This is a genomic window from Affinibrenneria salicis (assembly GCF_008710095.1).
In genome coordinates this window covers 260267-284881 of the sequence record NZ_VYKJ01000006.1, presented here as the reverse complement: position 1 = coordinate 284881, position 24615 = coordinate 260267, and the positions used below count along the sequence as shown (strand labels likewise).

General features: G+C 60.2%; 23 protein-coding genes. 14 read left to right on the top strand and 9 right to left on the bottom strand.

Going from position 1 to position 24615, the window contains the following annotated elements:
• Positions 1-48: 48 nt before the first annotated feature.
• From FJU30_RS14020 to FJU30_RS14010, 3 genes are read left to right on the top strand one after another with little or no spacing between them, the layout of a single operon-like run.
• Entirely contained in the window at positions 49-1635 is a 1587-nt protein-coding gene (locus tag FJU30_RS14020) for a putative B6 ABC transporter ATP-binding protein (RefSeq protein WP_150435586.1), read from the top strand.
• On the top strand, positions 1632-2720 hold the full coding sequence (locus tag FJU30_RS14015) for a putative B6 ABC transporter permease subunit 2 (protein ID WP_150435585.1): 1089 nt from the start codon (positions 1632-1634) through the stop codon (positions 2718-2720). The genes FJU30_RS14020 and FJU30_RS14015 overlap by 4 nt, the downstream gene beginning before the upstream one ends.
• A gap of 2 nt (positions 2721-2722) precedes the next feature.
• A complete protein-coding gene (locus FJU30_RS14010; RefSeq protein WP_150435584.1) occupies positions 2723-3655 on the top strand; it encodes a putative B6 ABC transporter permease subunit 1 in 933 nt (310 codons plus the stop codon).
• Here FJU30_RS14010 and FJU30_RS14005 read toward each other — a convergent pair.
• On the bottom strand, positions 3652-4338 hold the full coding sequence (locus FJU30_RS14005; RefSeq protein ID WP_150435583.1) for a helix-turn-helix domain-containing protein: 687 nt from the start codon (positions 4336-4338) through the stop codon (positions 3652-3654). The genes FJU30_RS14010 and FJU30_RS14005 overlap by 4 nt on opposite strands.
• 145 nt (positions 4339-4483) lie before the next feature.
• Here FJU30_RS14005 and FJU30_RS14000 point away from each other — a divergent pair, with 145 nt between their 5' ends.
• Genes FJU30_RS14000 through FJU30_RS13970 form a run of 7 tightly spaced genes read left to right on the top strand, consistent with a single transcriptional unit; the run spans position 4484 to position 10532 of the window.
• A complete protein-coding gene (locus FJU30_RS14000) occupies positions 4484-5398 on the top strand; it encodes a carbon-nitrogen hydrolase family protein (RefSeq protein ID WP_150435582.1) in 915 nt (304 codons plus the stop codon).
• Positions 5395-6180 carry an ABC transporter ATP-binding protein gene (locus tag FJU30_RS13995; protein WP_150435581.1) on the top strand — a complete coding sequence of 262 codons (786 nt, stop codon included), beginning with the start codon at positions 5395-5397 and terminating at the stop codon, positions 6178-6180. Before FJU30_RS14000 ends, FJU30_RS13995 begins: the two co-directional genes overlap by 4 nt.
• A gap of 19 nt (positions 6181-6199) precedes the next feature.
• Positions 6200-7036: an ABC transporter permease gene (locus FJU30_RS13990; protein ID WP_150435580.1), complete on the top strand. Its 837-nt coding sequence runs from the start codon at positions 6200-6202 to the stop codon at positions 7034-7036.
• Between the two features lies 1 nt (position 7037).
• Positions 7038-8048, top strand: coding sequence for an ABC transporter substrate-binding protein (locus tag FJU30_RS13985; RefSeq protein ID WP_150435579.1), 1011 nt, complete (start codon positions 7038-7040; stop codon positions 8046-8048).
• A 25-nt stretch (positions 8049-8073) separates the two neighbouring features.
• Positions 8074-8289, top strand: a complete 216-nt coding sequence (locus FJU30_RS13980) for a hypothetical protein (protein WP_150435578.1) — start codon at positions 8074-8076, stop codon at positions 8287-8289.
• A complete protein-coding gene (locus tag FJU30_RS13975; protein WP_150435577.1) occupies positions 8286-9659 on the top strand; it encodes an amidase in 1374 nt (457 codons plus the stop codon). Before FJU30_RS13980 ends, FJU30_RS13975 begins: the two co-directional genes overlap by 4 nt.
• A complete protein-coding gene (locus FJU30_RS13970; RefSeq protein ID WP_150435576.1) occupies positions 9660-10532 on the top strand; it encodes a DMT family transporter in 873 nt (290 codons plus the stop codon).
• Positions 10533-10541: 9 nt separating this feature from the next.
• On the opposite strand, the gene FJU30_RS13965 is transcribed toward FJU30_RS13970, so the two are convergent.
• Positions 10542-11108 carry an RBBP9/YdeN family alpha/beta hydrolase gene (locus tag FJU30_RS13965; RefSeq protein WP_150435575.1) on the bottom strand — a complete coding sequence of 189 codons (567 nt, stop codon included), beginning with the start codon at positions 11106-11108 and terminating at the stop codon, positions 10542-10544.
• Between the two features lie 129 nt (positions 11109-11237).
• Positions 11238-11912: a CPBP family intramembrane glutamic endopeptidase gene (locus FJU30_RS13960; protein ID WP_150435631.1), complete on the bottom strand. Its 675-nt coding sequence runs from the start codon at positions 11910-11912 to the stop codon at positions 11238-11240.
• A 117-nt stretch (positions 11913-12029) separates the two neighbouring features.
• On the opposite strand from FJU30_RS13960, the gene FJU30_RS13955 reads away from it, so the two are divergent.
• Complete coding sequence (locus FJU30_RS13955) at positions 12030-12884, top strand: helix-turn-helix domain-containing protein (RefSeq protein ID WP_223881583.1); 855 nt, start codon at positions 12030-12032, stop codon at positions 12882-12884.
• A gap of 91 nt (positions 12885-12975) precedes the next feature.
• Entirely contained in the window at positions 12976-13668 is a 693-nt protein-coding gene (locus FJU30_RS13950; protein ID WP_150435573.1) for a YbhB/YbcL family Raf kinase inhibitor-like protein, read from the top strand.
• Between the two features lie 498 nt (positions 13669-14166).
• Here the strand turns inward: FJU30_RS13950 and FJU30_RS13945 are convergent, their stop codons facing one another.
• Genes FJU30_RS13945 through urtA form a run of 6 tightly spaced genes read right to left on the bottom strand, consistent with a single transcriptional unit; the run spans position 14167 to position 20078 of the window.
• Complete coding sequence (locus FJU30_RS13945) at positions 14167-15183, bottom strand: formamidase (protein WP_150435572.1); 1017 nt, start codon at positions 15181-15183, stop codon at positions 14167-14169.
• Positions 15184-15233: 50 nt separating this feature from the next.
• Complete coding sequence (urtE, locus tag FJU30_RS13940; RefSeq protein ID WP_150435571.1) at positions 15234-15926, bottom strand: urea ABC transporter ATP-binding subunit UrtE; 693 nt, start codon at positions 15924-15926, stop codon at positions 15234-15236.
• A gap of 11 nt (positions 15927-15937) precedes the next feature.
• Positions 15938-16684, bottom strand: coding sequence for an urea ABC transporter ATP-binding protein UrtD (gene urtD, locus FJU30_RS13935; RefSeq protein WP_191091600.1), 747 nt, complete (start codon positions 16682-16684; stop codon positions 15938-15940).
• A gap of 3 nt (positions 16685-16687) precedes the next feature.
• A complete protein-coding gene (gene urtC / locus FJU30_RS13930; RefSeq protein WP_150435569.1) occupies positions 16688-17806 on the bottom strand; it encodes an urea ABC transporter permease subunit UrtC in 1119 nt (372 codons plus the stop codon).
• A gap of 14 nt (positions 17807-17820) precedes the next feature.
• Positions 17821-18744: an urea ABC transporter permease subunit UrtB gene (urtB, locus tag FJU30_RS13925; protein WP_150435568.1), complete on the bottom strand. Its 924-nt coding sequence runs from the start codon at positions 18742-18744 to the stop codon at positions 17821-17823.
• 56 nt (positions 18745-18800) lie between these two features.
• Positions 18801-20078, bottom strand: a complete 1278-nt coding sequence (urtA, locus tag FJU30_RS13920; RefSeq protein ID WP_150435567.1) for an urea ABC transporter substrate-binding protein — start codon at positions 20076-20078, stop codon at positions 18801-18803.
• A gap of 245 nt (positions 20079-20323) precedes the next feature.
• Here urtA and FJU30_RS13915 point away from each other — a divergent pair, with 245 nt between their 5' ends.
• Together FJU30_RS13915 and FJU30_RS13910 are read left to right on the top strand one after the other, a co-directional pair.
• Entirely contained in the window at positions 20324-23677 is a 3354-nt protein-coding gene (locus tag FJU30_RS13915) for a hybrid sensor histidine kinase/response regulator (RefSeq protein WP_150435566.1), read from the top strand.
• Positions 23664-24566 (top strand): response regulator transcription factor, encoded by a 903-nt coding sequence (locus FJU30_RS13910; RefSeq protein ID WP_150435565.1) that lies wholly within the window; start codon positions 23664-23666, stop codon positions 24564-24566. Before FJU30_RS13915 ends, FJU30_RS13910 begins: the two co-directional genes overlap by 14 nt.
• Positions 24567-24615: the final 49 nt, after the last annotated feature.

The window sequence follows — 24615 nt, the reverse complement described above, 5'->3', positions numbered from 1 at the left end:
CGCGGCAGTTGAACAGGCGCGCGCCGGAACGCATCAACCGGGGATTTTATGACCGATGTTCATCACGCCGCCGAACCGCTGGTGGCGATCCGCAACCTGTCAAAACGCTTTCCGGGCATCCTGGCCAATGAGCGCGTGAGTCTTGATCTGTGGCCCGGCGAGGTGCACGTCCTGCTGGGCGAAAACGGCGCCGGCAAGTCCACGCTGGTCGGCATGCTATCCGGACTGCTGCGGCCGGACGAGGGCGAGATCCTGATTAACGGCCGGCGTCAAACCATTATGTCTCCCCGGCGGGCGCTACAGCTGGGCATCGGCACCGTATTCCAGCATTCGATGATGGTGCCCAGCCTGACGGTGGCGGAAAACCTGGCGCTCGGCGCCGTCTGGTGGAAACGGCCGGATCGCAAACGCTGGGCCAATGAGATTCGCCGCGTCTCGGCGCAGATCGGCGTCAGCGTCAATCCCATGAGTCTGGCCGGCAGCCTGTCGCTCGGCGAGCTGCAGCAGGCGGAAATCGTGCGCGCCCTGCTGCGCGGCAGCCGTTTATTGATTCTCGATGAGGCCACCGCAATGCTGACCCCCGACAACGCACAGGAGCTGGGCGCGCTGATGCGACGTCTGGTGGCGCAGGGGCTGGCGGTGGTATTCATTACGCACAAACTGAACGAAGCGCTGGCCTACGGCGACCGCATCTCCGTGCTGAGGATGGGGCGCAAGGTGGGCGAGCTCCCGCCGGCGCGTCTGAAGACGCTGGATACCGCCAGCGCCACGCGTCAGGTGGTCGGGTTAATGTTCGATCTGGATGCGCCCGCTGACGCAAACGGCGACGGCGCGACGAACCCGCCGCCCCTCGCCGCCTCCGCCCGCCCCGCCCGGCGCGATTTTTCACGCGACAAGCCGCTGCTGGAAATACTGTCGCTGAGCGTGACGGAAGGCGACATCGCCGTCTCTCAGGTCGCGCTGAAAATCCGGCCGGGCGAAATACTCGGCATCGCCGGCATCGACGGCAACGGACAGAAACAGCTGGCCGAATGCCTTGCCGGGCAGCGGCCGCTGAACGCAGGGCGTATTTACCTGCAGGGCATCGCCATCGAAGCGATGAGCCCCGGCGAACGGCGCCGGCTCGGGCTGCGCTACGTGACCGACGATCGGCTCGGCGAAGGCACCGTCGGCCGTTTTTCCGTGGCGCTGAACATGGTGCTAAAGCAGATCGGCGAAGCGCCGTTCTGGCGGCGCGGCATTGAGCAATCGGCCAGCATCGCAGCTTACGCCCGACGACTGGTGCGGCGGTTCGATGTGCGCACGCCCGGCATAGAAACCGCCTGCGGCACGCTATCCGGCGGCAATATCCAAAAAGTGATGCTGGCGCGCGAGCTGTCCGGGCGCGCCCGCGCGGTCATCTTCGCCAAACCCACCTGGGGGCTGGATCTGCACAACAGTATCGCCGCCCGCCGCCGCATTCGCGAGGCGGCGGACAGCGGCATCGCCGTGCTGCTGATTTCAACCGATCTGGAAGAGATCATCGAACTGGCCGACAACATCGCGGTGATGTCGCAGGGGCGGATCGTCGGCCATGTCGCCAATGGCGACGACGCCAGACGGCAGGTCGGTAAACTGATGAGTGGAATAACATGACAAGCAGTCAGAGCAATACCCCCGAAGCGGATCTCATACAGCCGCGGCGGCCGCCCGCCGCCCGCTGGCTAAGCGGGATGGCGTTTTCGATCGGGCCGATCGCGATCGCGCTGATGATCACCGGCGCCATCCTGTTGTTGATGGGCGTCAATCCGCTGACTTATTACGGTTACGTGGTGCATAAAGGCCTGCTGACCCCCTCCGGCATCCAGGCCACCCTGACCCGCATGGGGCCGCTGCTGCTGATCGCCGCCAGCCTGATCGTCGCCTTCCGCGCCGGTATCTGGAATCTGGGCGGCGACGGCCAGTTTGTGCTCGGCGCGGTGCTGGCCGCGGCCTGCGCGCCCTGGCTGATTAGCTGGCTGCCGGCCTGGCTGACGCTGCTGGCCTGCATGACGGTCGGCATGCTGATCGGCGCGATCTGGGCGCTGCTGCCGGGTATCCTTAAGGCCCGCCACCAGATCAATGAGATCATCACTACCATGATGATGTCCCTGCTGGGCATCTCGTTCGCCAACGTACTGGTGAAACTGGTGTTTCTCGATCCGACGACCACCGTGCCGCAGACCCGCACGCTCGATATCGCCAGCCGCCTGCCGCCGCTGCCCGGCAGCCATATTTCCAGCGGGCTGCTGATCGGCATCGCGACGATCGTGGCGGTGCACCTGATGATGACGCGCACCGCATTCGGCCTGCAGCTGCGCGTGGTGGGCGCCAGCCCGCGCGCGGCGCTGCACGCCGGCTTGCCGGTTACCCGCCTGACCCTCGCCGTGTTCGCGCTCTCCGCCGCGCTGGCCGGCCTGGCCGGCGCGGTTGAAGTGCTGGGCATTCAGGGCAACGTGCGCGCCGACTGGAACCCGGCCTACAGTCTGACCGTCGTGCCGCTGGTCTTCCTGGCCCGCTTCAACGGCTACGCCACGCTGCTGTTCGTATTCGCCTTTTCCATTCTGTCGATTGGCGGCGAGAGCGCCGCGCGCATGCTGGGCGTGCCTAACTTCTTCACCCTGGTGACCGTCGCCATCCTGTTGATGGTTCTCGCCCTGTTCGAACTGATTGAGCGCCGCCGCGCGGCGAAAAGGAACTGACGATGGATCTCTTTACCCAGGCGTTTCTTACCTCTCTGTTGGTCGGCGTGGTGGCGTCGGGCATTCCTCTGCTGCTGGCCGGTCTGGGCGAGCAGATTTCCGAAAAGGCCGGCGTCCTGAACATCGGTCTGGAGGGAATGATGCTGACCGGCGCCTGGCTCGGCTTTTACGTGGCGTGGCAGAGCGACTCGCCGGCGCTGGGCTTTATCGGCGGCGCCGGCGGCGGCCTGCTGGTGGCGGCGCTGATGATGATCTGCTGCGTCTGGCTGGGTCTGAATCAGATTGTGATTGGCATCGCGCTTACGCTGGGCGCAGAGGGGGCGACCGCGCTGCTGCACCACTTCCAGTTCAGCCGCACCTACCCGCGCCTCAACAGCATCGAACCATTGCCGATTCCCGGGCTGGCGGATATCCCGGTCGTCGGCCGCGCGCTATTTAACCAGCCGCCGATCGTCTATCTGTCGCTGGGCGCCGTCGCGCTGCTGGCGCTGATTTACCGCAACAGCAATTTCGGTCTCTGGCTGCAGGCGGCGGGCGATAAGCCGGCGGCGCTGGATTCGGCCGGCGTCGACGTACTGCGCACCCGCAGCGTGGCGGTGCTGATCACCGGCCTGCTGGCCGGACTGGGCGGCGCCTATATGGCCAATGTCGGCGCCGGCCTGTTCGTGCCGTTTATGACCAACGGCAGCGGCTTTATCGGCATTGTGCTGGCGATGCTGGCGCGCGGCCGCCCGCTGTGGGTGCTGGGCGGCGCGACGCTGTTCGGCTGCTGCCTGTCGCTGACCACCGCGCTGCAGGTCGCCGGCGTCGATATTCCCACCGACGTGATCCAGATGTTGCCTTTCGCCGCCGTGATGCTGGCGCTGCTGCTGTTCGGCCGCCACGCCAGACTGCCCAATGCGCTGGGCGAGGCCTGGTTCCGCGGCGAGCGCTAAGCGCCGTCGCGCGTCATCGCCGCCGCGCGGCCGACGGTCATATCGGAAAAATCGATCTCTTCCGTCAGGCAGATGGACAGCAGTCGCGCCTCGCCCTCGCTCAGCGAGACGAACGCGTGCGACATGGTGCTGTCGATATAGGCGCTGTCGCCCCGGTTGAGCGTCAGCGGCGCATAATACGCAGTATGCAGCATTACGCAGCCCTCCAGCACATAGATAAACTCTTCCCCCTCGTGCATCGACCAGTCGGCGCGCGGCGGCACCTCGCGCGCCCTGATATCCATCAGTACCGGGATCATGCCCTTCGCCAGCAGCTCGGTGGCGTGCACATCGTAACGATACCAGGCGCTGCTGAACACCAGCCCCTTACCGGCCCGGGTAAACGTCCGCCTTCCGGTCACGCCGGGCGACGCCGGCGCGGCCGCCGGCAGCCGCGCGGAAAACAGCTCGGCGAGGGAATAGTCAAAGGCGCCGGCAATTTTGGCAATGGTATCGAAAGACGCCGACACCTGGCCGTTCTCTATCTTCGATAGCGTGGAAATCGAGACCGTGCTCATCTCCGCCAACTGATCCAGCGTGTAATTACGCGCCATGCGGATCGCTTTAATGCGCGCGCCGAAATCCTTTTCGTTGGTCAACGCCGACCCGAGGCCGGTGGTTTCATGCTGTTTCGTCGTCTTCATGCTTTCCCTTCATCGTCTGAGTGAGGCGCACTGTCCCTGCGGGATTTTCATATATTATCGATATTTTTATTATAAGAAAAATATATTTGCCTAAAAGAGAATTTAACCTCAATTTAACGTTAATGCCCACCTCGCAGAGGTAACTATGAGTTCATTGATCCTCGCCACGGTCGCCATGCCGGCGTTTTACGACAAAAAACGCAATCTGGACAACATTCTCGACTACCTGAGCCAGGCCGCCCGCGACGGCGCGCAGCTGGTGGTGTTTCCTGAACAGATTCTGCAAGGTTACCTCACCGATACCCTGAGCTGGAATGCCGATAACGTCAGTTGGCAATTCGCTCAGGCCGAGGTGGTGGACAACAGCGCCAGCCTGCGGCGGATCGGCGCGTTGCTGCGTCAGCTCGGGCTATACGCGGTGATCGGCATGACCGAGCGCCACCCCGTGCGGGCCGAGGTACTGTTCAACACCGCCGTGCTGCTCGGTCCGCAGGGCCTGCTGGGCCGTTACCGCAAGGTACATCAGCCGGGCGATGAGAAACACGTCTACTATCCCGGCCGGCGCTTCCCGGTGTTCGATACCCCGCTGGGGCGCATCGGCATGTTGATCTGCTACGACAAGGTCTTTCCGGAGAGCACCCGCCAGCTGGCGCTGCAGGGCGCCGACATCATGATTATGCCGACCGCCTGGGGCTATGCCGGCGACGGCAACGACGGAGAAGAGGACGCGATGGTGGACGCCTACACCCTGTTTGGCCGGACGCGGGCGCTGGAAAACCAGTGCTGGATGGTGGAATCCAACCTGTTCGGCCAGCACGGCAATCTGCACTATCACGGCCATAGCCGGATTATCGACCCGCTTGGCCGCATCGTCGCGGATACCGGGCCGGCGGCCGGCCTGGCGCTGGCGACGGTCGATATTCAGGCGGAGATCGTACGGGCGCGCAGCGTGGGTTATATCGGCTATCACTTTCTGAAAGACTATGTGCCAGTCAGCGCCGAACCGTCGGTGCTGACCGTACAGAGCCGACACAGCGATCCGCAGGGAGACGCGCGATGAAAAAAAAAGTACTGCAGGCTATCGGCATCGGGAAAAGCTACCCGGCCGGCGGCGCGACCTTTACCGCGCTGCATAACTTGCATTTTCACGCCCACGCCAATGAGTTCGTTTCGTTTGTCGGCCCGAGCGGCTGCGGCAAATCGACGCTGTTTAATATCATTACCGGCCTGCTGGCGCCGGATAACGGCGACATCCTGATCAAAGAGCGAGAAACCACCGGCAGCCCCTCAGCCGAATTGGGTTATGTGCTGCAGAAGGATCTGCTGTTTCCCTGGCGCACGGTGATGGAGAACGTCATTCTCGGTCTTGAGGTGCGCGGTACGCCGAAACGCGAGGCGCGCCGGCGGGCGGGCGAGCTGTTTGAGCGTTACCACATGCAGGGCTATGAAAATAAGTACCCTTCCCAGCTGTCGGGCGGTATGCGCCAACGCGCGGCTCTGATGCGCACCATGGTGACCAACCCGGAAATCATCCTGATGGATGAAGCCTACAAGGCGCTCGACTATCCGCTCAAAATCGCGCTGGAAAGCGAACTGCTCAGCGTGGTGAAACAGCAAAAGAAAACGGTGATCTTCATTACTCACGATATCGAAGAGGCCGTGACGCTCTCCGATCGGGTGTACGTGATGAAGGCGCGGCCAGGCGAGATCGTGCATGAGATTGCGATCGATCTGCAAACCGAAAGCCTGTCGATCCCGGAGCGACGCCTGTCGCCGCGCTTTAATGACTACTATGAACAAATCTGGCGCAGTATCGGCAGCGAACCTGCGCTGCTGACCTGATTTCCCGACGAGGCCGCTCATGAACAGGGTTTTACCACGTGAAACAGTCACCGCGCCGCGCTCGCGCGGTCCGCGCGAAGCCTTTTTTCGCTCGCCGGCGACGCGCCGCTATACGCTGCTGTTCCTGCAGTTCGTCATCGTCGCCGGCCTGCTGGCCAGTTGGGAGCTCGGCGTACGCTACGGCCGCATCAGTCAGTTCCTGTTCGCCAGCCCGTCGATGGTCTGGGATGTGCTGGTGACTCGTTTTCATTCCGGCGAGTTATGGGTCGATATTCGGGTCACCACGCTGGAAACGGTCATCGGCTTCGCGGTCGGCGCGCTGGGCGGTTCGGCGCTGGGGCTACTGCTGTGGTACTCGCGCTTTATCTCCGATCTGGCGGCGCCCTTTATCGCCGCCATCGGCGCCATTCCGGTGCTGGCCATCGCGCCGATTACCATCATCTGGTTCGGCACCGACATGCTGTCGAAGGTGGTGATTGTCGCCTTTTCCTGCGTGGTCGTCTCGCTGACCACCTCCTACAAGGGCGCGATGCGCACCGACCCGGATCTGATTAACCTGCTGCGATCGTTTGACGCCGGGCGCGGCACCATTTTTTGCAAGCTGGTGGTGCCGTCCGCCATGCTGTGGGTGCTGTCCGGTCTGCGGCTGAACGTCGGTTTTGCCCTGGTGGGCGCGATCGTCGGCGAATACATCTCTTCAGACAGCGGCGTCGGCCACATGATCCTGCTGGGCAGTTCCAATTTCGGCATGAATATTGTCCTGGCGGGCATCGTGCTGGTGATGGTGATGATGTTGATTTTCAACAGTCTGGTGGCGTTGTCAGAACGCTTAATTCTCTCGTGGGACAGGAAATGACATGAAAACGTTAACCGTAAAGCGCGCCGCGCTGCTGGCGGCGCTGTTTAGTTCTCTGGTATCCGGCATCAGTCTGGCGGCGGAAACGCCGGTGCGCATCAATCAGGCTTTCCAGTCGCTGCTCTACCTGCCGCTATATGTGGCGCAAGAACAAGGGTTCTTTAAGCAACAGGGCGTTGCAGTCAAAATCAGCACCGGCGGCGGCGGCGCGCAGTCATGGGCCGCGGTGTTCGGCGGCTCGGCCGACTTTTCCATCCAGGACCCGGTCTTCGTGCCCAAATCGCGCGAAAACGGCGGCGGCGGCGTGGTGGTGGCCAGCGTGCAGAATGCGCCCACCATCTTTATCTTCGGCAAGGATCCCGCCTCGCTGCAGGATAACCTGGGGCTGCTGTCCGGCAAACGGGTGGTCACCAGCCCCCAGCCGGATACCACCTGGGCCTTTATGAGCTACCTGATCAAACAGCAGAAGCTGAGCGACGTCCGGCTGGTGCATGTGGCCATCGGCAACGAGATCCCGGCGGTGGCGGCCGGCCGGGCGGATTACGCGCTGGCGGCGGAACCGCAAGTGACCATGGCCGAACGGCAAAACGGCCTGCACGCGGTTTACTCGTTCTCGGCCAACAGAGACTGGTATCCGTTCGCTTTTTCCAGCCTGACCACCACGCAGGCGTATATCGATAGCCATCCGCAGGCGGCGCAGGGCGTGGTCACCGCGTTCGAGCAGGCATCGCGCTTCATTTACGCCAACGTCGATCGCGCGGTGGAGATCGCCTGCAAATATTTCCCCAACCTGCCGCCGGATCTGGTGCGCCAGGCGGTGCAGCGCGGCATCGACGCGAAGGGCTACCCGGATCACGCGCTGGTGTCTAAAGCCGCCTGGGACAACAATATGAACATTGCGCTGTACGCGAAAAATATCAAAGCCTACCCGTCGCCGGCGACGTCGTATGAAAACAACGTCAATGTCGATCTGGCGACGCGCGCGAAAGAAGCGATCGACGCGGCGCAGTGAACCCCGGCCAGACAGGAGACCTGCAATGAATAAATCACTCTCCCACCGGTTGAGTCTGGCCGGGGCGCTGACGCCCGCGCAGCAGCAGGCGCTGCTGCCGGTGCTGGCGGACTGCGCCGCGCGGGCCGAGTCGCTGTGCGCGTTCGCCGCCGCCACCTTTGGCGCGGACGTCCCGCCGGTGACGGTGCGCCTGACGCCGCTGCGCCCGGTGGCCGGAAGCGCGCCGGAGACGCGGCGATGAACGAAATTCTGCGTCTGTCGATGTGCGAGGCCGGACGGCGCATACGCGCCGGCCGGCTCAGTTTTCCCGAACTGCTGGAGGCCTGCCTGCAGCGTGAAGCGCAGACCCGCGCACTCAACGCCTTCAACCAGCTGTTCGCCGAGCGCGCCCGGCGACTGGCCATCGCCTGCCAGAGCCTGCTGGAAAACGGCTACGATCTGGGTCCGCTGCACGGCATGCCGCTGGCGATCAAGGCGAATATCGCTCTCGCCGGCGAAGAAATGCACGCCGGCAGCCGCCTGTTGGCCGGTCAGCAGGCAACGGCCGATTCTGCGGTGGTGCGGCGGCTGAAACGCGCCGGCGCGCTGATTATCGGCACCACCAATATGCATGAGTTCGCCTGGGGCGGCACCACCGATAATCCGCACTACGGCGCCACCGGCAACGCCTGGGACAGCGAACGGATCCCGGCCGGCTCCAGCGGCGGTTCAGGCGCGGCGGCGGCGGTGCGCAGCGCGCTGGCCACGCTGGGCACCGACACCGGAGGATCGGTGCGGCTGCCGGCGTCGATGAACGGCGTCACCGGCCTGCGCCCCGGCATCGGCCGCATCGATACCGACGGTATTTTCCCGTTGGCCTGGAGTATGGATACCGCCGGTCCGCTGGCGGCCTACGCCGAGGACTGCGCGCAGGTATACGCGACGCTGGCCGGCGAGCCGCATCCGCCGGCGCTATCGCCGCTGGCCGGGCTACGCATCGGGCTGCTGGAGGATTACTGCGGCGCGGTGCAGCCGGCGGTGGCCAGGGCGTACGAGGCGCTGCTGGCGTGGTTCGCCGCCGCCGGCGCACGCTGTTGCAACCTGCCGTTGAGCGGGCTGGAACAGGCGGTCAACGCGCAGGTCGTGATCAATGTCGCCGAGCCCAGCGCTATCCACGCGCCGTGGATAGCGGCGCGCAGCGAGGAATACGGCGAGGACGTACGCCTCCTGCTGCAGGCCGGCAACGGACTGAGCGCGCTTGAATACCTGCAGGCTCAGCGCTACCGCAGCGTGCTGCGGCAACAGTTGCTGAGCAGTTTCGACCAGGTAGACGTCATCCTCACTCCGACCCTGCCGTTTACCGCGCCGCGTAAAGGACAGGCGCGGATCCGCATCGGCGAGCAGGAAGAGAGCGTGCTGACCGGCAACATGCACTTCACCTGCCTGGCCAGTCTGGCGGGGCTGCCGGCGCTCAGCCTGCCCGCCGGTTTCGACGCCGACGGCCTGCCGATCGGCATGCAGCTGATCGGCGCCGACGGCGCGGAGCATCGGCTGCTGGATCTGGCGATCCATTTTCAGCAGGACAGCGATTACCACCGGCGCCTGCCCCCCCTGGCGCGGGAACAGGCGTAAGTGGCCGGCCGCCATTTTCTGCTGTTGCTGCTGGTGGTGTCGGGCTGGGCGTTTAATGTGGTGGCGATGAAGTTCGGCCTGATGGAACTGCCGCCGCTGCTGATGATGATGCTGCGCTTTATTATCGTTGCGGCCGTGCTGGTGCCGTTTACCCGGCTCCAGCGCCGTCAGTGCGGGCTGGTGTGGCTGCTGGCGTTTACCTTCGGCTTTATTCACTTTGCGCTGCTGGCGCTGGGCATGCGCTACACCGACGCCGGCAGCGCCGCGTTGCTGGTGCAGATGGGCACGCCAATGGCGATGCTGCTGGCCGCGCTATGGCTGAAAGAACCGCTGTCGACGCGCCAGGTCGCCGGCATCGCGCTGGCGTTCGCCGGGGTGGCGGTGATGGCCGGCAGCCCGACGCTGTTTTCCTGGCGCGGCCTGCTGTTTTTGCTGACCAGCGCCGCCGGCTGGGCCTGCAGCAATATCCTGATCAAACGCGCGCCGCCCATTGCGCCGCTGACGCTGAGCGGCTGGGTATCGCTGTTTTCCATCCCGTTTGTCGCCGTCAGCTCCCTGCTGTTTGAGCATAATCAGATCTCGCTGCTGCTGACGGCGGGCTGGCGCGGCTGGCTCGGGGTACTGTACAGCGCGCTCGGTTCTTCCCTGATGGCCTACTCGCTGTGGTATTGGCTGCTGAAGAAGTACCCGGTCAACCTCATCATGCCCTATTCGCTGCTCAGCCCGGCGCTGGCGCTTCTGATGGGCGCGGCGATCATGGGCGACCCGCTCAACGCCAGTAAACTGCTGGGCGCGGCGCTGATTCTCGGCGGTATCTTTATCGCGGTGGTCAGCGGCGGCGGACGCATGACGCCGGCCGGACGGCGCCGCTGAACGGCGGCATCAGTTCAGATAATCCCGCAGTATGTTATGTAACGCCGGAAACTGATGAAAACCGTCGCAGTCGAGAAAATGGCCGCAGCCGGCGAACTGATAAAGCTCCGCATCCAGCTGTTCGCGTAAGTTAACCGTGTGGTGAGGCGCCACCACCGTATCGTTGGACGACAAGATGGTAATACGGTGTCTGATTATTTTGCGCAACAGGGCAAAGTTAATTTTCGCTTCGGTAAACGCGTTAACCTCGGGATATTGTTCGACCCGCTGGAAAAAACCGGAAACCAGAATGACACCGCCGACTTTTTGCCGTTCATGCAAAGAGGATAAATAGCGCAGAATGGTAATACAGCCGAGGCTATGCCCGATAAACCACGTATTTTCATTCGGCGCTTCAATCGTCTCGTTCAATTGCGCCAGCCATTTATCCGCACAGGGCGCGCGCGGCATCGGCATTTTAGGGATAATCACGCGGGTATCGAGGTTTTCGCACTGTTGTCGTAACCACGGAAACCAGTGATGACGCGGCGTTGATGAAAGTCCATGCACGATAACGATATTACTGACACAGCCCATACGTCCTCCTGATCGGTCAGGAAACACTATCGCCCCCGTAGTAACGGGCTAAAGATAGCGCCCCACTGTGTCAGGAATATGTCACGCGCGCGCAGGCGCTGCCGGGATGGCTTCCCGGATGCAGCGCCGCTATGCGCGATAGTGCGTTATCGCGATCATCATGCCGAACACCAGACCGTTCATAGTGATATGCAGCGCAATGGGCATCAACAAACCGTTTGATTTAACCCGCGCGACAGTGAAACACAGCGCAACCAGGAACAAAATCGCTAACGTTCGAAAATCGGTATATTGCGTATGTAGCAGAGTAAACATGATGGAAGAGACAATCGCGGCCCACCAGACATTATTGGCGAACCATGCTTTTAACGCCCCGTACAGGAATCCCCTGAAGACCACCTCTTCATAGACAGGGACAATAACAATCAGCAGAAACTGTGAAAGAATGAATATCCAGCCGTGCAGCGAAACCTGATCTCTCATCCAGCCTTCGCTTTTCGTTATGCCCAATAGCGTCGGCAGAATAAACTGTATAGCAAGAATCGTAACCAGCAACAGACAAAACAGCCGCGCATTAAAACGACCTTTACCGAGCCCCTCTTTTTTTCTAAAGAAATAAAAATACAGCGGCATAATCACGCTAAATTCGATGATAAATAAAAGCGGGAACATTAAACCCAGTTGATACAACCGTTGCTGATTCGGTAAAAATAAAGGAACGAAACTCAATAACACCATCAACGCGAACATCGAGAAAAAACCTTTTGTTTCTTTATGTGCTGCAACTTCTTCCCAGGCTGCCATTGCCACCGTTCCTTGTCTTCACCGCGACGCGTATATCCCTCACGCCGGGAGGGCGCGATATACGCGCAACGCGTTTATGATAGAGTGCCGGCGCTTAAAATACTCTGTGAGGCCATTTTGCACAACCAAACCGACGCCATAACGCGTTTAACGGACTTCGTCCGCCAGGATAACCGGCCGGACGGCGCGCGCCACATCGCGGAGGAAGGCGCGGCGCTGTTCTCCTTCGTGACCCACAGCAAAGAACGCATCGCCGATGTGGTTCTGCGCCAGCCCTCCCTGGTCGTGATTCTGGAAGGCGCCAAGCAGCTGGTGACGATGGGGCGCAATATGACCTTCCCGGCGCATACCGCGTTGGCTTTGCCCGCCGGCTGGCGCGGCGATGTCGTTAACGCGCCGGATGCCCGCAGCGGCGTCTATCGGGCGATTTTCATTCGGTTCCCGCAGCGGCTGATTACCCATACTTTTCGCGCACACCCAGAGTGGCAGGCAACGCCCTATACCCACCGACTGTCCGTGCCTCTCGATACCCCGCTGATTCAGGCCGTCCATCATGCCGCAGAGGGAATCACCGATCCGGCGCTGCCCGCAACCTTAATCGAACATCGCGTGATGGAAGTGCTGCTCATTCTGGACATGAAAAAAGCGCTGCCGTTGCGCCCCGTCAACCGCAGCGCCAGCATAACCGAAACGGTGCGTCTGCTTTTTCGCTGGCATCCGGAGCAAAACTGGACGCTGGATGCTCTCGCGGCGGAACTCGGCATGAGCAACGCCACCCTGCGGCGCAAACTGATGCGCGAAGGCGCCGGCATACGCGTCCTGCTGACGGAAGAGCGCATGTCGCAGGCCATGATCATGCTAAAGGACGAAGGCATGGCGATGCATGACGTCGCGCTCGCCGCCGGCTATCGATCCGTCAGGCGATTCAGACAGCAACTGCAGCGCTACCTCGACAGCTCGCCGTTAAAATGAGCGTTGTTGTACGCTAAACCGATCTTTTCTGTGCGTCGGCAGCAGCGCGTCCGCTGATAAGATCAGCGCTGTTCTTTACAGGGTGACGACGATGATCAGATTAACGACAGCACAAATAAGCGCGGCCATGGCGTTTTTTTTCTCCATTACTGCCGCAGCGACGCAACCATTAACGGTATGGGCTGACGATATCGACCCGGCGCTGGAGCTGCCGGCGCGCTATGCCGCCTGCCGCCTCTCCGCCCCGCGGCAGATTTCGCCGGCAGCGGGAGAAAATCCCGCGCTGCGCTGGAGCGCCGGACCGCAGGGCACGAAATCGTGGCTGTTGATCATGCAGGATCTGGACGTACCGCAGGAATTAAGCGACATCAATCAAGCGGCGCGAATCATCCCGGCCAACGCCGCGCGACGCGCCTTTACCCACTGGCTGCTGACCGACATTCCGCCGGAAGTGCACGCCATTCCCGCCGGCGTGGAGGGATCGGCGCGCGCGCCGCAGGGACTGCCTTTAGTTAAAACCCGCTATGGCGTACGGCAGCCCAACGGCTTCGCCGCATTTATGCGCAACGGCCCGTACGGCGGCTACAAAGGCCCCTGTCCGCCCTGGAACGATGAAAAACCACATCGCTATAAATTCAGCGTGTTCGCCCTGAATATTAGCCGCGCCGCCGGCCGACCGCTCACTGAACAGTCCTTGATGCAGAGTATACAGCCACATATTCTGGCCGCCGGCTCTCTGCAAGTAAGCTACAGTCTGCATAATCTAAATAGCTTCGCGCATTGATGCTTCACTCTCGATCCGGACATAACGCGCGGCTGCCGATAAAATGAGATAAAAATGATTAAAAACAATCGGATAAAGTTAATTTTCGGCATCATACTCAGTCAGAGGAAGAGAAGTGTAGCGCGATGATGCAAAGATATTTAAATCGAGACAGGCGGCAGGCGAACGGTCCGCCGGCAGTTCAGCTCATTAAGCGGCCGGGGAGCCAATCCAGACGCCAAATAATTCGGGCTGCCGGGAAAACGTGATTGTTTTGCACAGCGCATTGGCCCCGCAGGGGTGAGGCCGGGGACGGCCGGACCATGGGTCGTAGCCGACGCGCCGGCAATCTGAAGGATGACGAGTCTGTCGGGCGCAGAGTTAAGCGCGGCTTGCGGCCTGAGCTATCCGGGCCGGACAGGGGCCGGCGGCGTTGGGCCGCCGCCTGGCGGGATGGCGACGCGCGGTCTGCGTCAGACGCTCAACCGGCGCCCTGCGCGGCCCGCGCTCGCCCGGCATTTACTCGTCGCTTTTCGGCAGCGGTCCCAGCTTCACGCCGTCGGGATAGTACTTCCAGCCGTCGCGCACTTTGATGGTTTCATCCCACGGCAGGCGGTATTCGCCGTTAGCCAGATCGCGTACCCATGTCAGGTAGTTGGCCCGTTCGCCTCCCGGCTTACCGACATAGCCGCGGCAGCCCAGGTTAAAGATATTGTTCTCCAGCGCCCAGTTTTCCCGCGCTTTATCCACCAGCCGCGGGAATAGTTCGGCGGTAACGATTTCCCACGGGTTGCGATGCCCTTGCTGGATCACATTGCCGTCATAGTTGCAGACGGTGCCTTCGCCGAAGTAGTAGAACACTTCGTCATAGCCGGCCAGGTTAACCGACACGGTATACATCAGGTTCTGCCAGGCGTTAGTCCGGTTGGTCCAGATCCACTGATCGTTGACCTGAGTCGAGTAGCCGGAGATCCGAATATAAACGTTGCAGCCCTTGTAGGCCGCCTCGCGCGCCAATTCCGGGAACATACCGTCATGACAGATACACACCGCCAGCTTCGATCCCTTCGGCCCGTCGCACACCGGCATACCCATGTTGCCCGGCATCCAGGGTTCAATCGGCACCCACGGCTGCAGCTTACGGTAATGCAGCGCGATTTCTCCCTGGTTATCGATGATAATCGCCGTGTTATACGGCGGCAGCGCCGGGTCCTCATTCCGCTCCATCAGGGAAAAGACCCCCCAGAGATCGTTGCGCCGACAGGCCGCGCGGAAACAATCGATTTCCGGGCTATCCAGCGACAGCAACATTTCATCGTAGGTCCAGATTTTAGTATTCAGCCCCTGGGTTGAATACTCAGGAAAGACGATCACATCCAGATCGGGATAGCCGGCTTTCGTCGAGTCGACCGCTTTACATATTTTCTCCACCTGCAGCTGAATATCCGCCGGTCCTTTAATCACGGGAACGGGATATTGAATGGCGGCAATTAATAACGCTTCATCCCATGCACTTACGCTTCCGGTACTGCCCATAATAGACCTCTCACTTTTTAGTGTGGTTAACACGGGTTACACAGGCATATTTACACCGATAAATATGCCGCGATCTTATTTTCATCCGCGCGTTGACGATCTTCCTGATGTACAATCGCGCCCTTTTCCATCACCAGAATTCGATCGGCGACGTCCATGACAAAACTTAATACCTGTTCGGAAACAACAATCGTTAATCCGCGCTCATCGCGAATTGCCCTCAATATTTTCGCCATCTCTTTAATGATCGATGGCTGGATACCCTCCGTCGGTTCATCCAGCAATAATAGTTTTGGCCGGCCGGCCAGCGCGCGCGCCATGACTAATTGCTGTTGCTGACCGCCGGATAAATTGCCCGCCAGTCGATGGCGCATATCCCGCAGCACCGGGAAAATGTCATACAAATCGTGCGGAACGCCGTTTTTATTCGCGGATGCCGGCAGGCCGGTTTTAATATTCTCTTCAACGGTCATGGTGGAAAAAACCATGCGCCCCTGCGGCACAAAACCGATGCCTTTTCTTACCCGCTGATAACTTTTCAGCGTTGAAATATCCTCGTGGTTAAACGCCACGCTGCCGGCCTGGCTGGGGATCATGCCGATTAACGATTTCATCAGCGTGGTTTTTCCCATGCCGTTTCTGCCCACCAACGCGACAATTTCATTGCTGCGCACCTCAAGGCTGAGATCGCTGATAATTCGGCTCTGGCCGTAGGCGACGTCATAATGACTGAGCGTTAACATCGTCAGGCTCCTTAATGTCCAAGATAAACGTCGATGACGCGCCGGTCGTTTTTCACTTTATCGATGCTGCCTTCGGATAACACCTTGCCCTGATGCATAACCGTCACGTGATCGGCAATGTCTTCGACAAACTGCATATCGTGCTCGATAACCAGCACCGAACGCCCTTTGGCGATTCGCCGCAGCAGTTGGGCGGTCTGCCGGCGTTCCGCCACCGACATGCCGGCCACCGGCTCGTCCAGCATCAGCAGGCTGGGGTCCTGAATCAACAACATGCCGATTTCCAGCCACTGCTTCTGGCCGTGGCTGAGATAATCGGCCTGCACGTCCAGCGCATCGGCCAGAAAAATCTGCTGCGCCACGTCATGAATCGCCCGGGTCAGCGCTTCATCGCGGCGAAAAAAAAGCGCGCCCAGAGCCGACCGGGCTTTTGGATAAGACAGTTCGAGATTTTCAAATACCGTCAGATTTTCATAGATGGACGGATTCTGAAATTTCCGTCCGACGCCGGCATGCACGATTTTATTTTCCTTTAGCCGACTGATTTCTTTATTTTTGAATTTAATACTGCCGCTGGTTAATTTCGTTTTGCCGCAGATAAGATCCAGCACCGTCGTTTTCCCCGCGCCGTTCGGGCCGATAATCACATAAATCTGGCCTTCGTCGACATACATGGAAAAATCATCAACCGCTTTAAAGCCGTTAAACGAAACGGTCAGCCCTTCCACCGCAAGAATGATTTCTTTAATTGGCTTCATGATTTATCCCTTCCCGACCGGCGTGGCGATTTTTACGCTGATTTTGCGCAGCTGTTTTTTCGGCCAGCTCAGCCACGCGGAAATATATCCGCTATACAGTCCCGCCAGTCCCTGAGGAAATACCAGCACCACGGCGATAAACAACGCCCCCATGGCGAATGTCCACAGCTCCGGGAATGACTCGGAAATCGCGCTTTTGGCGCCATTAACTAATAACGCGCCATAAACCGCGCCGATTACCGACAGCCGGCCGCCCACGGCGCAGAAAATAACCATTTCAATAGAAGCGACGGTGCCGATAAAACCCGGCGACATAAAGCCGACCTGCAGGGTAAAGAGTGCGCCGCCGACGGCGGAGAATACGGCGCTGATGCAGAACACCACCGTTTTAATACTGGCGACATCGTAGCCGGAGAAACGTACGCGATCTTCTTTATCACGAATCGCGACCAGTAGACGCCCCAGCTTACTGTGCAAAATAAACCAGCAGAACACGATCACGGCCAGCAGACACAGCATATTGACGTAATAAAGAATATATTTGGCCTGGTCGGTGCGAATATCCCAGCCCAGCAGCGTACGTAAATCGGTGATGCCGTTAATACCGCCGGTGTAGCCCTGCTGCCCGATAATCAGGATGGTCAGAATGGCGGAAACAGCCTGCGTGATGATGGCGAAATAGACGCCGCCGACGCGGCGTTTGAACATCGCGCTGCCCAATAGCCAGGCGAACAGCGTGGGCAGCACCAGTACGGCCAGCAGCGTCAGGCTGAAAGAATGAAACGGCTGCCAGAATAAGGGGAGCTGCGTCAGTTGGTTCCAGTCCATAAAGTCCGGAATGCCGGGAGTGGTCTGAATGCGGGTGTCGGCCGGCGTCGAGGCTTCCAGCTTGAGAAACATCGCCATGCAATAGCCGCCGAGGCCAAAAAAGATCCCCTGGCCGAGGCTCAGAATACCGCCGTAGCCCCAGCACAGCACCAGGCCGATCGCCACAAAGGCATAGGTCAGGTATTTGCCCACCAGATTCAGGCGGAAAATATCCAGCATCAGCGGCATGACCACGCCGATGACCAGCAAAAGGAAGGTCAGGCTCAACCATGGATAACGTTTTAATGCGCTCATCTTACGGCTCCTGGTTAACGCACGCGGCGGGCGAACAGCCCCTGAGGACGCAACATCAGGATCGCGACCACGATAAGTAAGGCGATGACTTTCGCCATCGATCCGCTCAGGAAGAATTCCAGCGTCGACTGCGACTGAGAAATGGCGAAAGCGGAGGCGATGGTGCCCAGCAAACTTTGCGCGCCGCCGAACACCACCACGAGGAAAGTATCCACAATGTACTGCTGGCCGGCCGTCGGCCCGGTGGAGCCGATCATGGTGAAGGCGCTGCCGGCGATGCCGGCGATGCCGCAGCCCAGCGCAAAGGTGCGGTTATCGACCTGCGCCGTATTAATGCCGACCGCAGCGGCCATCGCCCGGTTGAGCACCACCGCGCGTACCCGGATACCCCAGGAGGAGCGATACATCAGCCAGCCGACCATGGCGGTGATCGCCGCCGTCAGGCACATCACGAACACGCCGTTGATCGGGATTTCGATGTTGTCGCCGAACGAATACGACCCCATAAGCCAGTCAGGCAGTTCCACCCCCACTTCGCGTGGGCCAAACAGCGAACGATAAGTCTGCTGTAAAATCAGGCTCAGCCCCCAGGTCGCCAGCAGGGTATCCAGCGGACGGTGGTAAAGATGGCGAATCAGAACCCGCTCGATCAACGCGCCCAGCAGCGCGGCGCAAAGAAAGGCCAGCGCAATGGCGACAAAAAAGTAACCGGCGAACAGCGACGGCATAAAACGTAAAAACAGATGCTGCGTCAGCCAGGTCACATAGGCGCCGAGGATCATAAACTCCCCGTGCGCCATATTAATCACGCCCATCTGGCCGAAAATGATCGCCAGGCCAAGCGACATCAGGACAAAAACGGCGAACAAACTCAGCCCCGAAAACCCCTGCATCACGAAGATCGAGGCTAAATCGGCAAAACTATACTCACTGAACATGGCAACTCCCCTGGCGCGGATTAACGCTCTCCGCCGATGGCGGAGAGCCGCACGGATTAATCTTTCGGGAAAGGATTAGGTTCGATCAGTTCCGGCGTCTGGTAGATCACATCGTACTGACCGTCCGTCCGCGCGCGGCCAATGACGGTTTTAGACCACAGATGGTGGTTTTCGTGGATGCGGGCGTAGCCCTGGGGCGCCTCTTTGATTTCAATGCCCGGCGACGCCGCTCGCACTTTATCGATGTCGAAGGAGCCGGCCTTCTCCACCGCCGCCTTCCACAGCCACGGCCCGAGCCAGGCGGCCTGGGTTACGTCGCCGATCACCATGTCGTCGCCATAGCGCTGCTTAAACGCCGCGACAAAGGCTTTATTGGCCGGGTTGTCCAGGCTCTGGAAGTACTTCATCGACGCATAGGCGCCGGCGATATTCTCGCCGCCGATACCGCGAATCTCATCCTCCGTTACCGAGATCGTCAGCAGCAGCGGTTTCTCTTTGCTCATGTCGATGCCGGCCGCCTTCAGCTGTTTATAGAAGGCGACGTTCGAGCCGCCGACGACAATCGCATAGATGACGTCGGGCTTTTTCAGCTTGATCTTGTTAATCACCGAATTGAATTGCGTATTGCCGAGCGGGTAATACTCCTCGCCAATCACTTTCAGCCCCAGCTTCTCGATATGGTGGCGAGCGATTTTATTGGCGGTGCGCGGCCAAATGTAGTCCGAACCGAGCAGATAGAAAGTCTTCGCCTGCTTGTTTTTCACGACCCAGTCGATGCCGGAAATGATCTGCTGAGTGGCTTCCTGACCGGTGTAAATCACATTCGGCGACTGCTCCAGCCCTTCGTAAAAGGTGGGGTAGTACAGCATGCCGTTATACTGCTCCAGCACCGGCAGCATGGCCTTGCGCGACGCCGAGGTCCAGCCGCCGAAAATCGCGGCGACCTTATCGCTGACCAGCAGCTTGCGGGCCTTCTCGGCGAAGGTAGGCCAGTCGCTGGCGCCGTCTTCCTGCACATATTCAATCTTTCGCCCCAGCACGCCGCCGGCCTGATTGATCTGGTCGATGGCCAGTTTTTCCGCCTGAATAGAGCCCGTCTCGCTGATGGACATCGTCCCGGTGGACGAGTGCAGGATGCCCACCTTCACGCTGGTATCGGTCACCGCCAGCCCCTGGCTGTTCACCGCCTGAGCGGCCGGCGCGGCGACGGCGAATTGCGCGGCCGCCGAGAATAGCGCGGCGGCCAGCAGGCCGCTGCGCAAATGTGGTGCAAACCGCGGTCCTGCGGAGCCGGACGCCGCGGTATCGATCCCGCGCTGAAACTGACTGAACATATGCATACCCCTGTGTTGAAAGACGACGCGAATGAGAAATCGCCTCCATCATGGGCTGCGCCAGCTCAGGCCGGCAATGCGCCAACTGACGCAGAAAATACGTCATTTGACGTATAGGCGAACGCCCGGCGCGCAGGCATGCTGACCCTTGCGCGCGCGAGCACACGTCTTCTGGCACCAGATTTGCTTGCTTTCGCCCGCATCAGGCTGTCAACAGCGAACGGCAGGTTCAGCAGAGAGTGGGCATGACGGCACAACAGAAAGCATTTCAGGCGCGACGCCAGTACAACCAATGGGTCACCAACCAGACGCTGGAAGATTACGCCCTGCGCTATACGCCGAAGGCGGCGCGACGCTGGAGCGCCGGCCGGGTGGTGATCACCGCGCTCAGCGCCATCACCTTTCTCGCCCTCGAAGCGATCGGCGGCGCGCTGACCCTGTCCTACGGTTTTCACTATGTCGCGCTCGCCGTGCTGCTGGTCAGCGCGATCATATTCCTGCTGTCGCTGCCGATCAGTCTTAACGCGGCGCGCTATGGGCTGGATATCGATTTGCTGACCCGCGGCGCCGGTTTTGGTTACATCGGCTCCACCGTCACCTCATTGATTTACGCGTCGTTCACCTTTATCTTTTTCGCGCTCGAAGCGGCGATCATGGCGATGGCGCTGGATTTGCTGTTCGGCCTGCCGCTGCACGTCGGCTACCTGATCAGCTCGCTGATCGTGACCCCGCTGGTCACCTACGGCTTTACCTTTATCTCGCGCTTTCAGCAGTGGACCCAGCTATGCTGGCTGGTTCTGCAGCTCACGCCGTTTGTGCTGATCTTACTCACCGATATCGCCACGTTCTCCAGCTGGACGTCGTTCCAGGGACTGCTTTCCCCCGCTGTCGACCACTTCGACTTCCTGCAGTTGGGCGCGGTCTGCTCGGTGCTGCTCTCGCTGGTATCGCAGATCGGCGAACAGGTCGATCAGGTGCGTTTTCTGCCGGCGAAAACGCGGCGTCAGCCGTGGAAATGGTGGCTAAGCGCGATCGCCGCCGGACCTGGCTGGATTGTGGTCGGCGCGCTGAAGATTATGATGGGATCGTTTCTGGCCGTGCTGGCCTTCAGGTACGGGCTCGGCGTCGAATTGGCCAGCGAGCCGACCCACATGTATCTGGTCGCCTTCAGCTACGTCACGCACTCCTCCGGCTGGCTGCTGGCGCTGACCGGGATATTCGTGGTGCTGTCGCAGCTAAAAATCAACGTCACCAACGCCTACGCCGGTTCGATCGCCTGGTCCAATTTTTTTCTGCGCCTGACGCATCGCCATCCGGGCCGCGTCGTCTGGCTGTTCTTCAACGTCGGCATCGCCCTGCTGCTGATGGAGCTCGGCGTCTATCGGGTCTTCGAGGATATTCTCGGCATCTACGCCGTGGCGGCCACCGCCTGGCTGGGCACCGTCGTCGCCGACCTGACCCTCAACAAAATGCTGGGCCTGCGCCCCGCCGGCATCGAATTCCGGCGCGCCTATCTGTATGACATCAACCCGGTCGGCATGGGCTCAATGCTGCTCTCGCTGGGCATCGGACTCTGCGCCTGCCTGGGTTGGTTCGGCCATACGCTGCAGGTGTTCGCCTCGCTGCTTTCTCTGTGCCTGACCTTTATCTTCGCCCCGCTGCTGGCCTGGTATACGCGCGGAAAATTTTATCTCGCCCGCCCGCCGACGCCGGTGGAAACCAGCGAATGCTGCGTTTGCAACCACCATTTTGAAAAACCGGAAATGAGCTACTGCCCGCTTTATCAGGGCGCCATTTGCTCGCTCTGCTGCTCGCTGGACGTACAGTGCAACGACGCCTGTAAACCTCAGGCGCACTACGCCGAGCAAATCGCCGGCCTCTTTCCCGGCAATAAAATTTACCGCCGGTTAAAAAAGATCGACCCGAAAATCTGGAGTTTTTTAAGCATCCTGTGTCTGTTCAGCAGCGTGATCGGCATCCTGCTGCTGTTGATTTTCGTGCAGATGAAGGACGAATTCGTCGATCAGGAATCGCTGCTGGCGGCGGCGCTATGGAAAGTCTTTTTTATTCTGCTCATCGTGACCGGTATCACCACCTGGCTGTTCATTCTGACCAACAAAAGCCGTCAGGTGGCTCAGGATGAGTTGCGGCTCCAGAGCGAACGATTGTTAAAAGAAATTCTCGCGCACGAGGCCACCGATAAACAGCTGCAGCAGGCGATGGAAGCGGCCGACGAGGCCAACCAGGCTAAAAGTCGCTACCTGACCGGCATCACGCATGAGTTGCGCACGCCGCTCAACGCCATGCTGGGCTACGCGCAACTGCTGGAAAACGCGGAAGATATTCCCCGTCCGCGCCGCCGCGGCATCAGCGTCATCCGGCGCAGCGGCGAACATCTGGCCAGCCTGATTGAAGGGCTGCTGGATATCTCCAAGATCGAAGCCGGCAAAATGGAGATCCATCGCGAGGAGGTGCGCATCGGCGAAATGATGCAGCAACTGGTGGAAATGTTCAGCCAGCAGGCGCAGGACAAAGGACTGACGTTTGTCTATAACGCCCCGCATTATCTGCCGGACGTGGTGATGACGGATGAGAGTCGGCTGCGGCAGATATTAATCAACCTGCTGTCAAACGCCATTAAATTCACCGACCGCGGCGGCGTCACGCTCGACTTCCAGTACCGCAGCGAGGTAGCGTTCTTCTCGGTCGACGATACCGGCGTAGGCATCGATAAAGCCGATCTGGAGCGCATTTTCAGGCCGTTTGAGCGCATCAGCCACGACGCGGGCCGCAACGGCACCGGACTGGGGCTGACCATCACCCGCCTGTTGACCTATATCCTCGGCGGCGATCTGCAGGTAGAGAGTATCCGCGGCGCCGGCACCCGCTTCCGGCTCAGCATTATGCTGCCCAGCCACAGCGGCGCCAGTTACAAAAAAAACGAACCCAGCCGCATCACCCACTATCACGGCCCCGGCAAAACACTGCTGATCGTCGATGATGACCAGTCGCACCGCCAGCTTATGCAGGACGCCCTGACTCCGCTGGGCTTCAGCCTCGCGCAGGCCGGCGACGCGCGCGCCTGCCTGGCGATGGTCGGACAACGGGTGTTCGACATGTTGCTGCTCGACGTGGCGATGCCGGACATGGACGGCTGGACGCTGTTAAGCGAACTCAGGACGCGCGGGCAGAACCAGCCGGTATTGATGATCTCCGCCGAAGCGGATGAAGGCAAATGGCGGCACATCAAGAATCCGGGCGAGATTCGCTATCAGGTGAAACCGATCCGCATGCCCGTCCTGCTCGATAATCTGGGCGAAATGCTCAACATCGAATGGGTGCGCGCGGCGGATCACCGGCCGGCGACGCCCGCGCTCAGCGCCCGCCGTTCGCTATCGCAGGAAGATCTGGCAGCGCTGCGCGGCGCCGCCAGACTGGGCTATGCCAAAGGCTTTCGCGAGGTCCTGACGCAAATGGTAAGGGAAGAAAAACTGGCCAGCCGGGATGCGGAAACGCTTGATATGCTGGCCAGCCGCTTTCGCTTCGAGAACATTGTGGCGGAGCTGGACGTTCTGGAGAAAAAACATGTCCCGCAATGACAAACCCACCGTATTGATTGTTGATGACGATATCAATACCGTCAGTATGCTGAACGATAATCTGGACGACGCCGGTTTCACCGTGCTGGTGGCGCTGGAAGGCGCTCAGGCGCTGGCGATTACGCAGCAGATTATCCCCAATATTATCCTGATGGACGCCGTTATGCCGCATCTGGACGGATTCGAAACCAGCAGGAAAATGCACCAGAATCCAACGCTGCGCCATACGCCGATCATCTTTATGACCGGACTGTGCGACACCAAAGACGTCGTCAATGCGTTCGATGTCGGCGTGGTCGATTATGTGGTGAAGCCGATTCGCATCGAAGAGCTGCTGGCCAGAATGCGCACCCACCTGCATAACTCGCAGCTGACGTCCAGCGCCTACAACGCGCTGGACTCGGTCGGCCAACTGACCTGCGCCTTCAGCGCGCGCGGCCAGCTGCTGTGGGCCACGCCGCATTCATGGCGCCTGCTGGAGCAGTGCTGCGATCGCGCCTTCACGCCGGACAAAGACTTCGTCATCCGCTTACTCGCCTGGCTGAGCAGCGCGCCCAACGGCGCGCAGCCGCTGGCGCTGGCGCACCTTTCGCCCGCGCTGCGCATTTACCTCTCCCGACGCACCGAAAAGGGCGAATACCTGTTAAGGCTGGAGGAGATGGAGCAACCGGATGATGAAACCGCGATTCTGCGCAAAAATTTCGCGCTGACGCTGCGCGAGTCGGAAGTGATGCTGTGGATCTCGCGCGGCAAAACCAATCGGGAAATCGGCCAGATTCTGGCCCTCAGCCCGCGCACCGTGAATAAACATCTGGAACAGATCTTCCGAAAACTGGACGTGGACAACCGTACCTCCGCCGCCGCACTGACGCTCAGGGTACTGAACTGATCCGCCGCGCGCTAAACGCGAACCCGCCGGCGCGGCCGGCGCATCCACG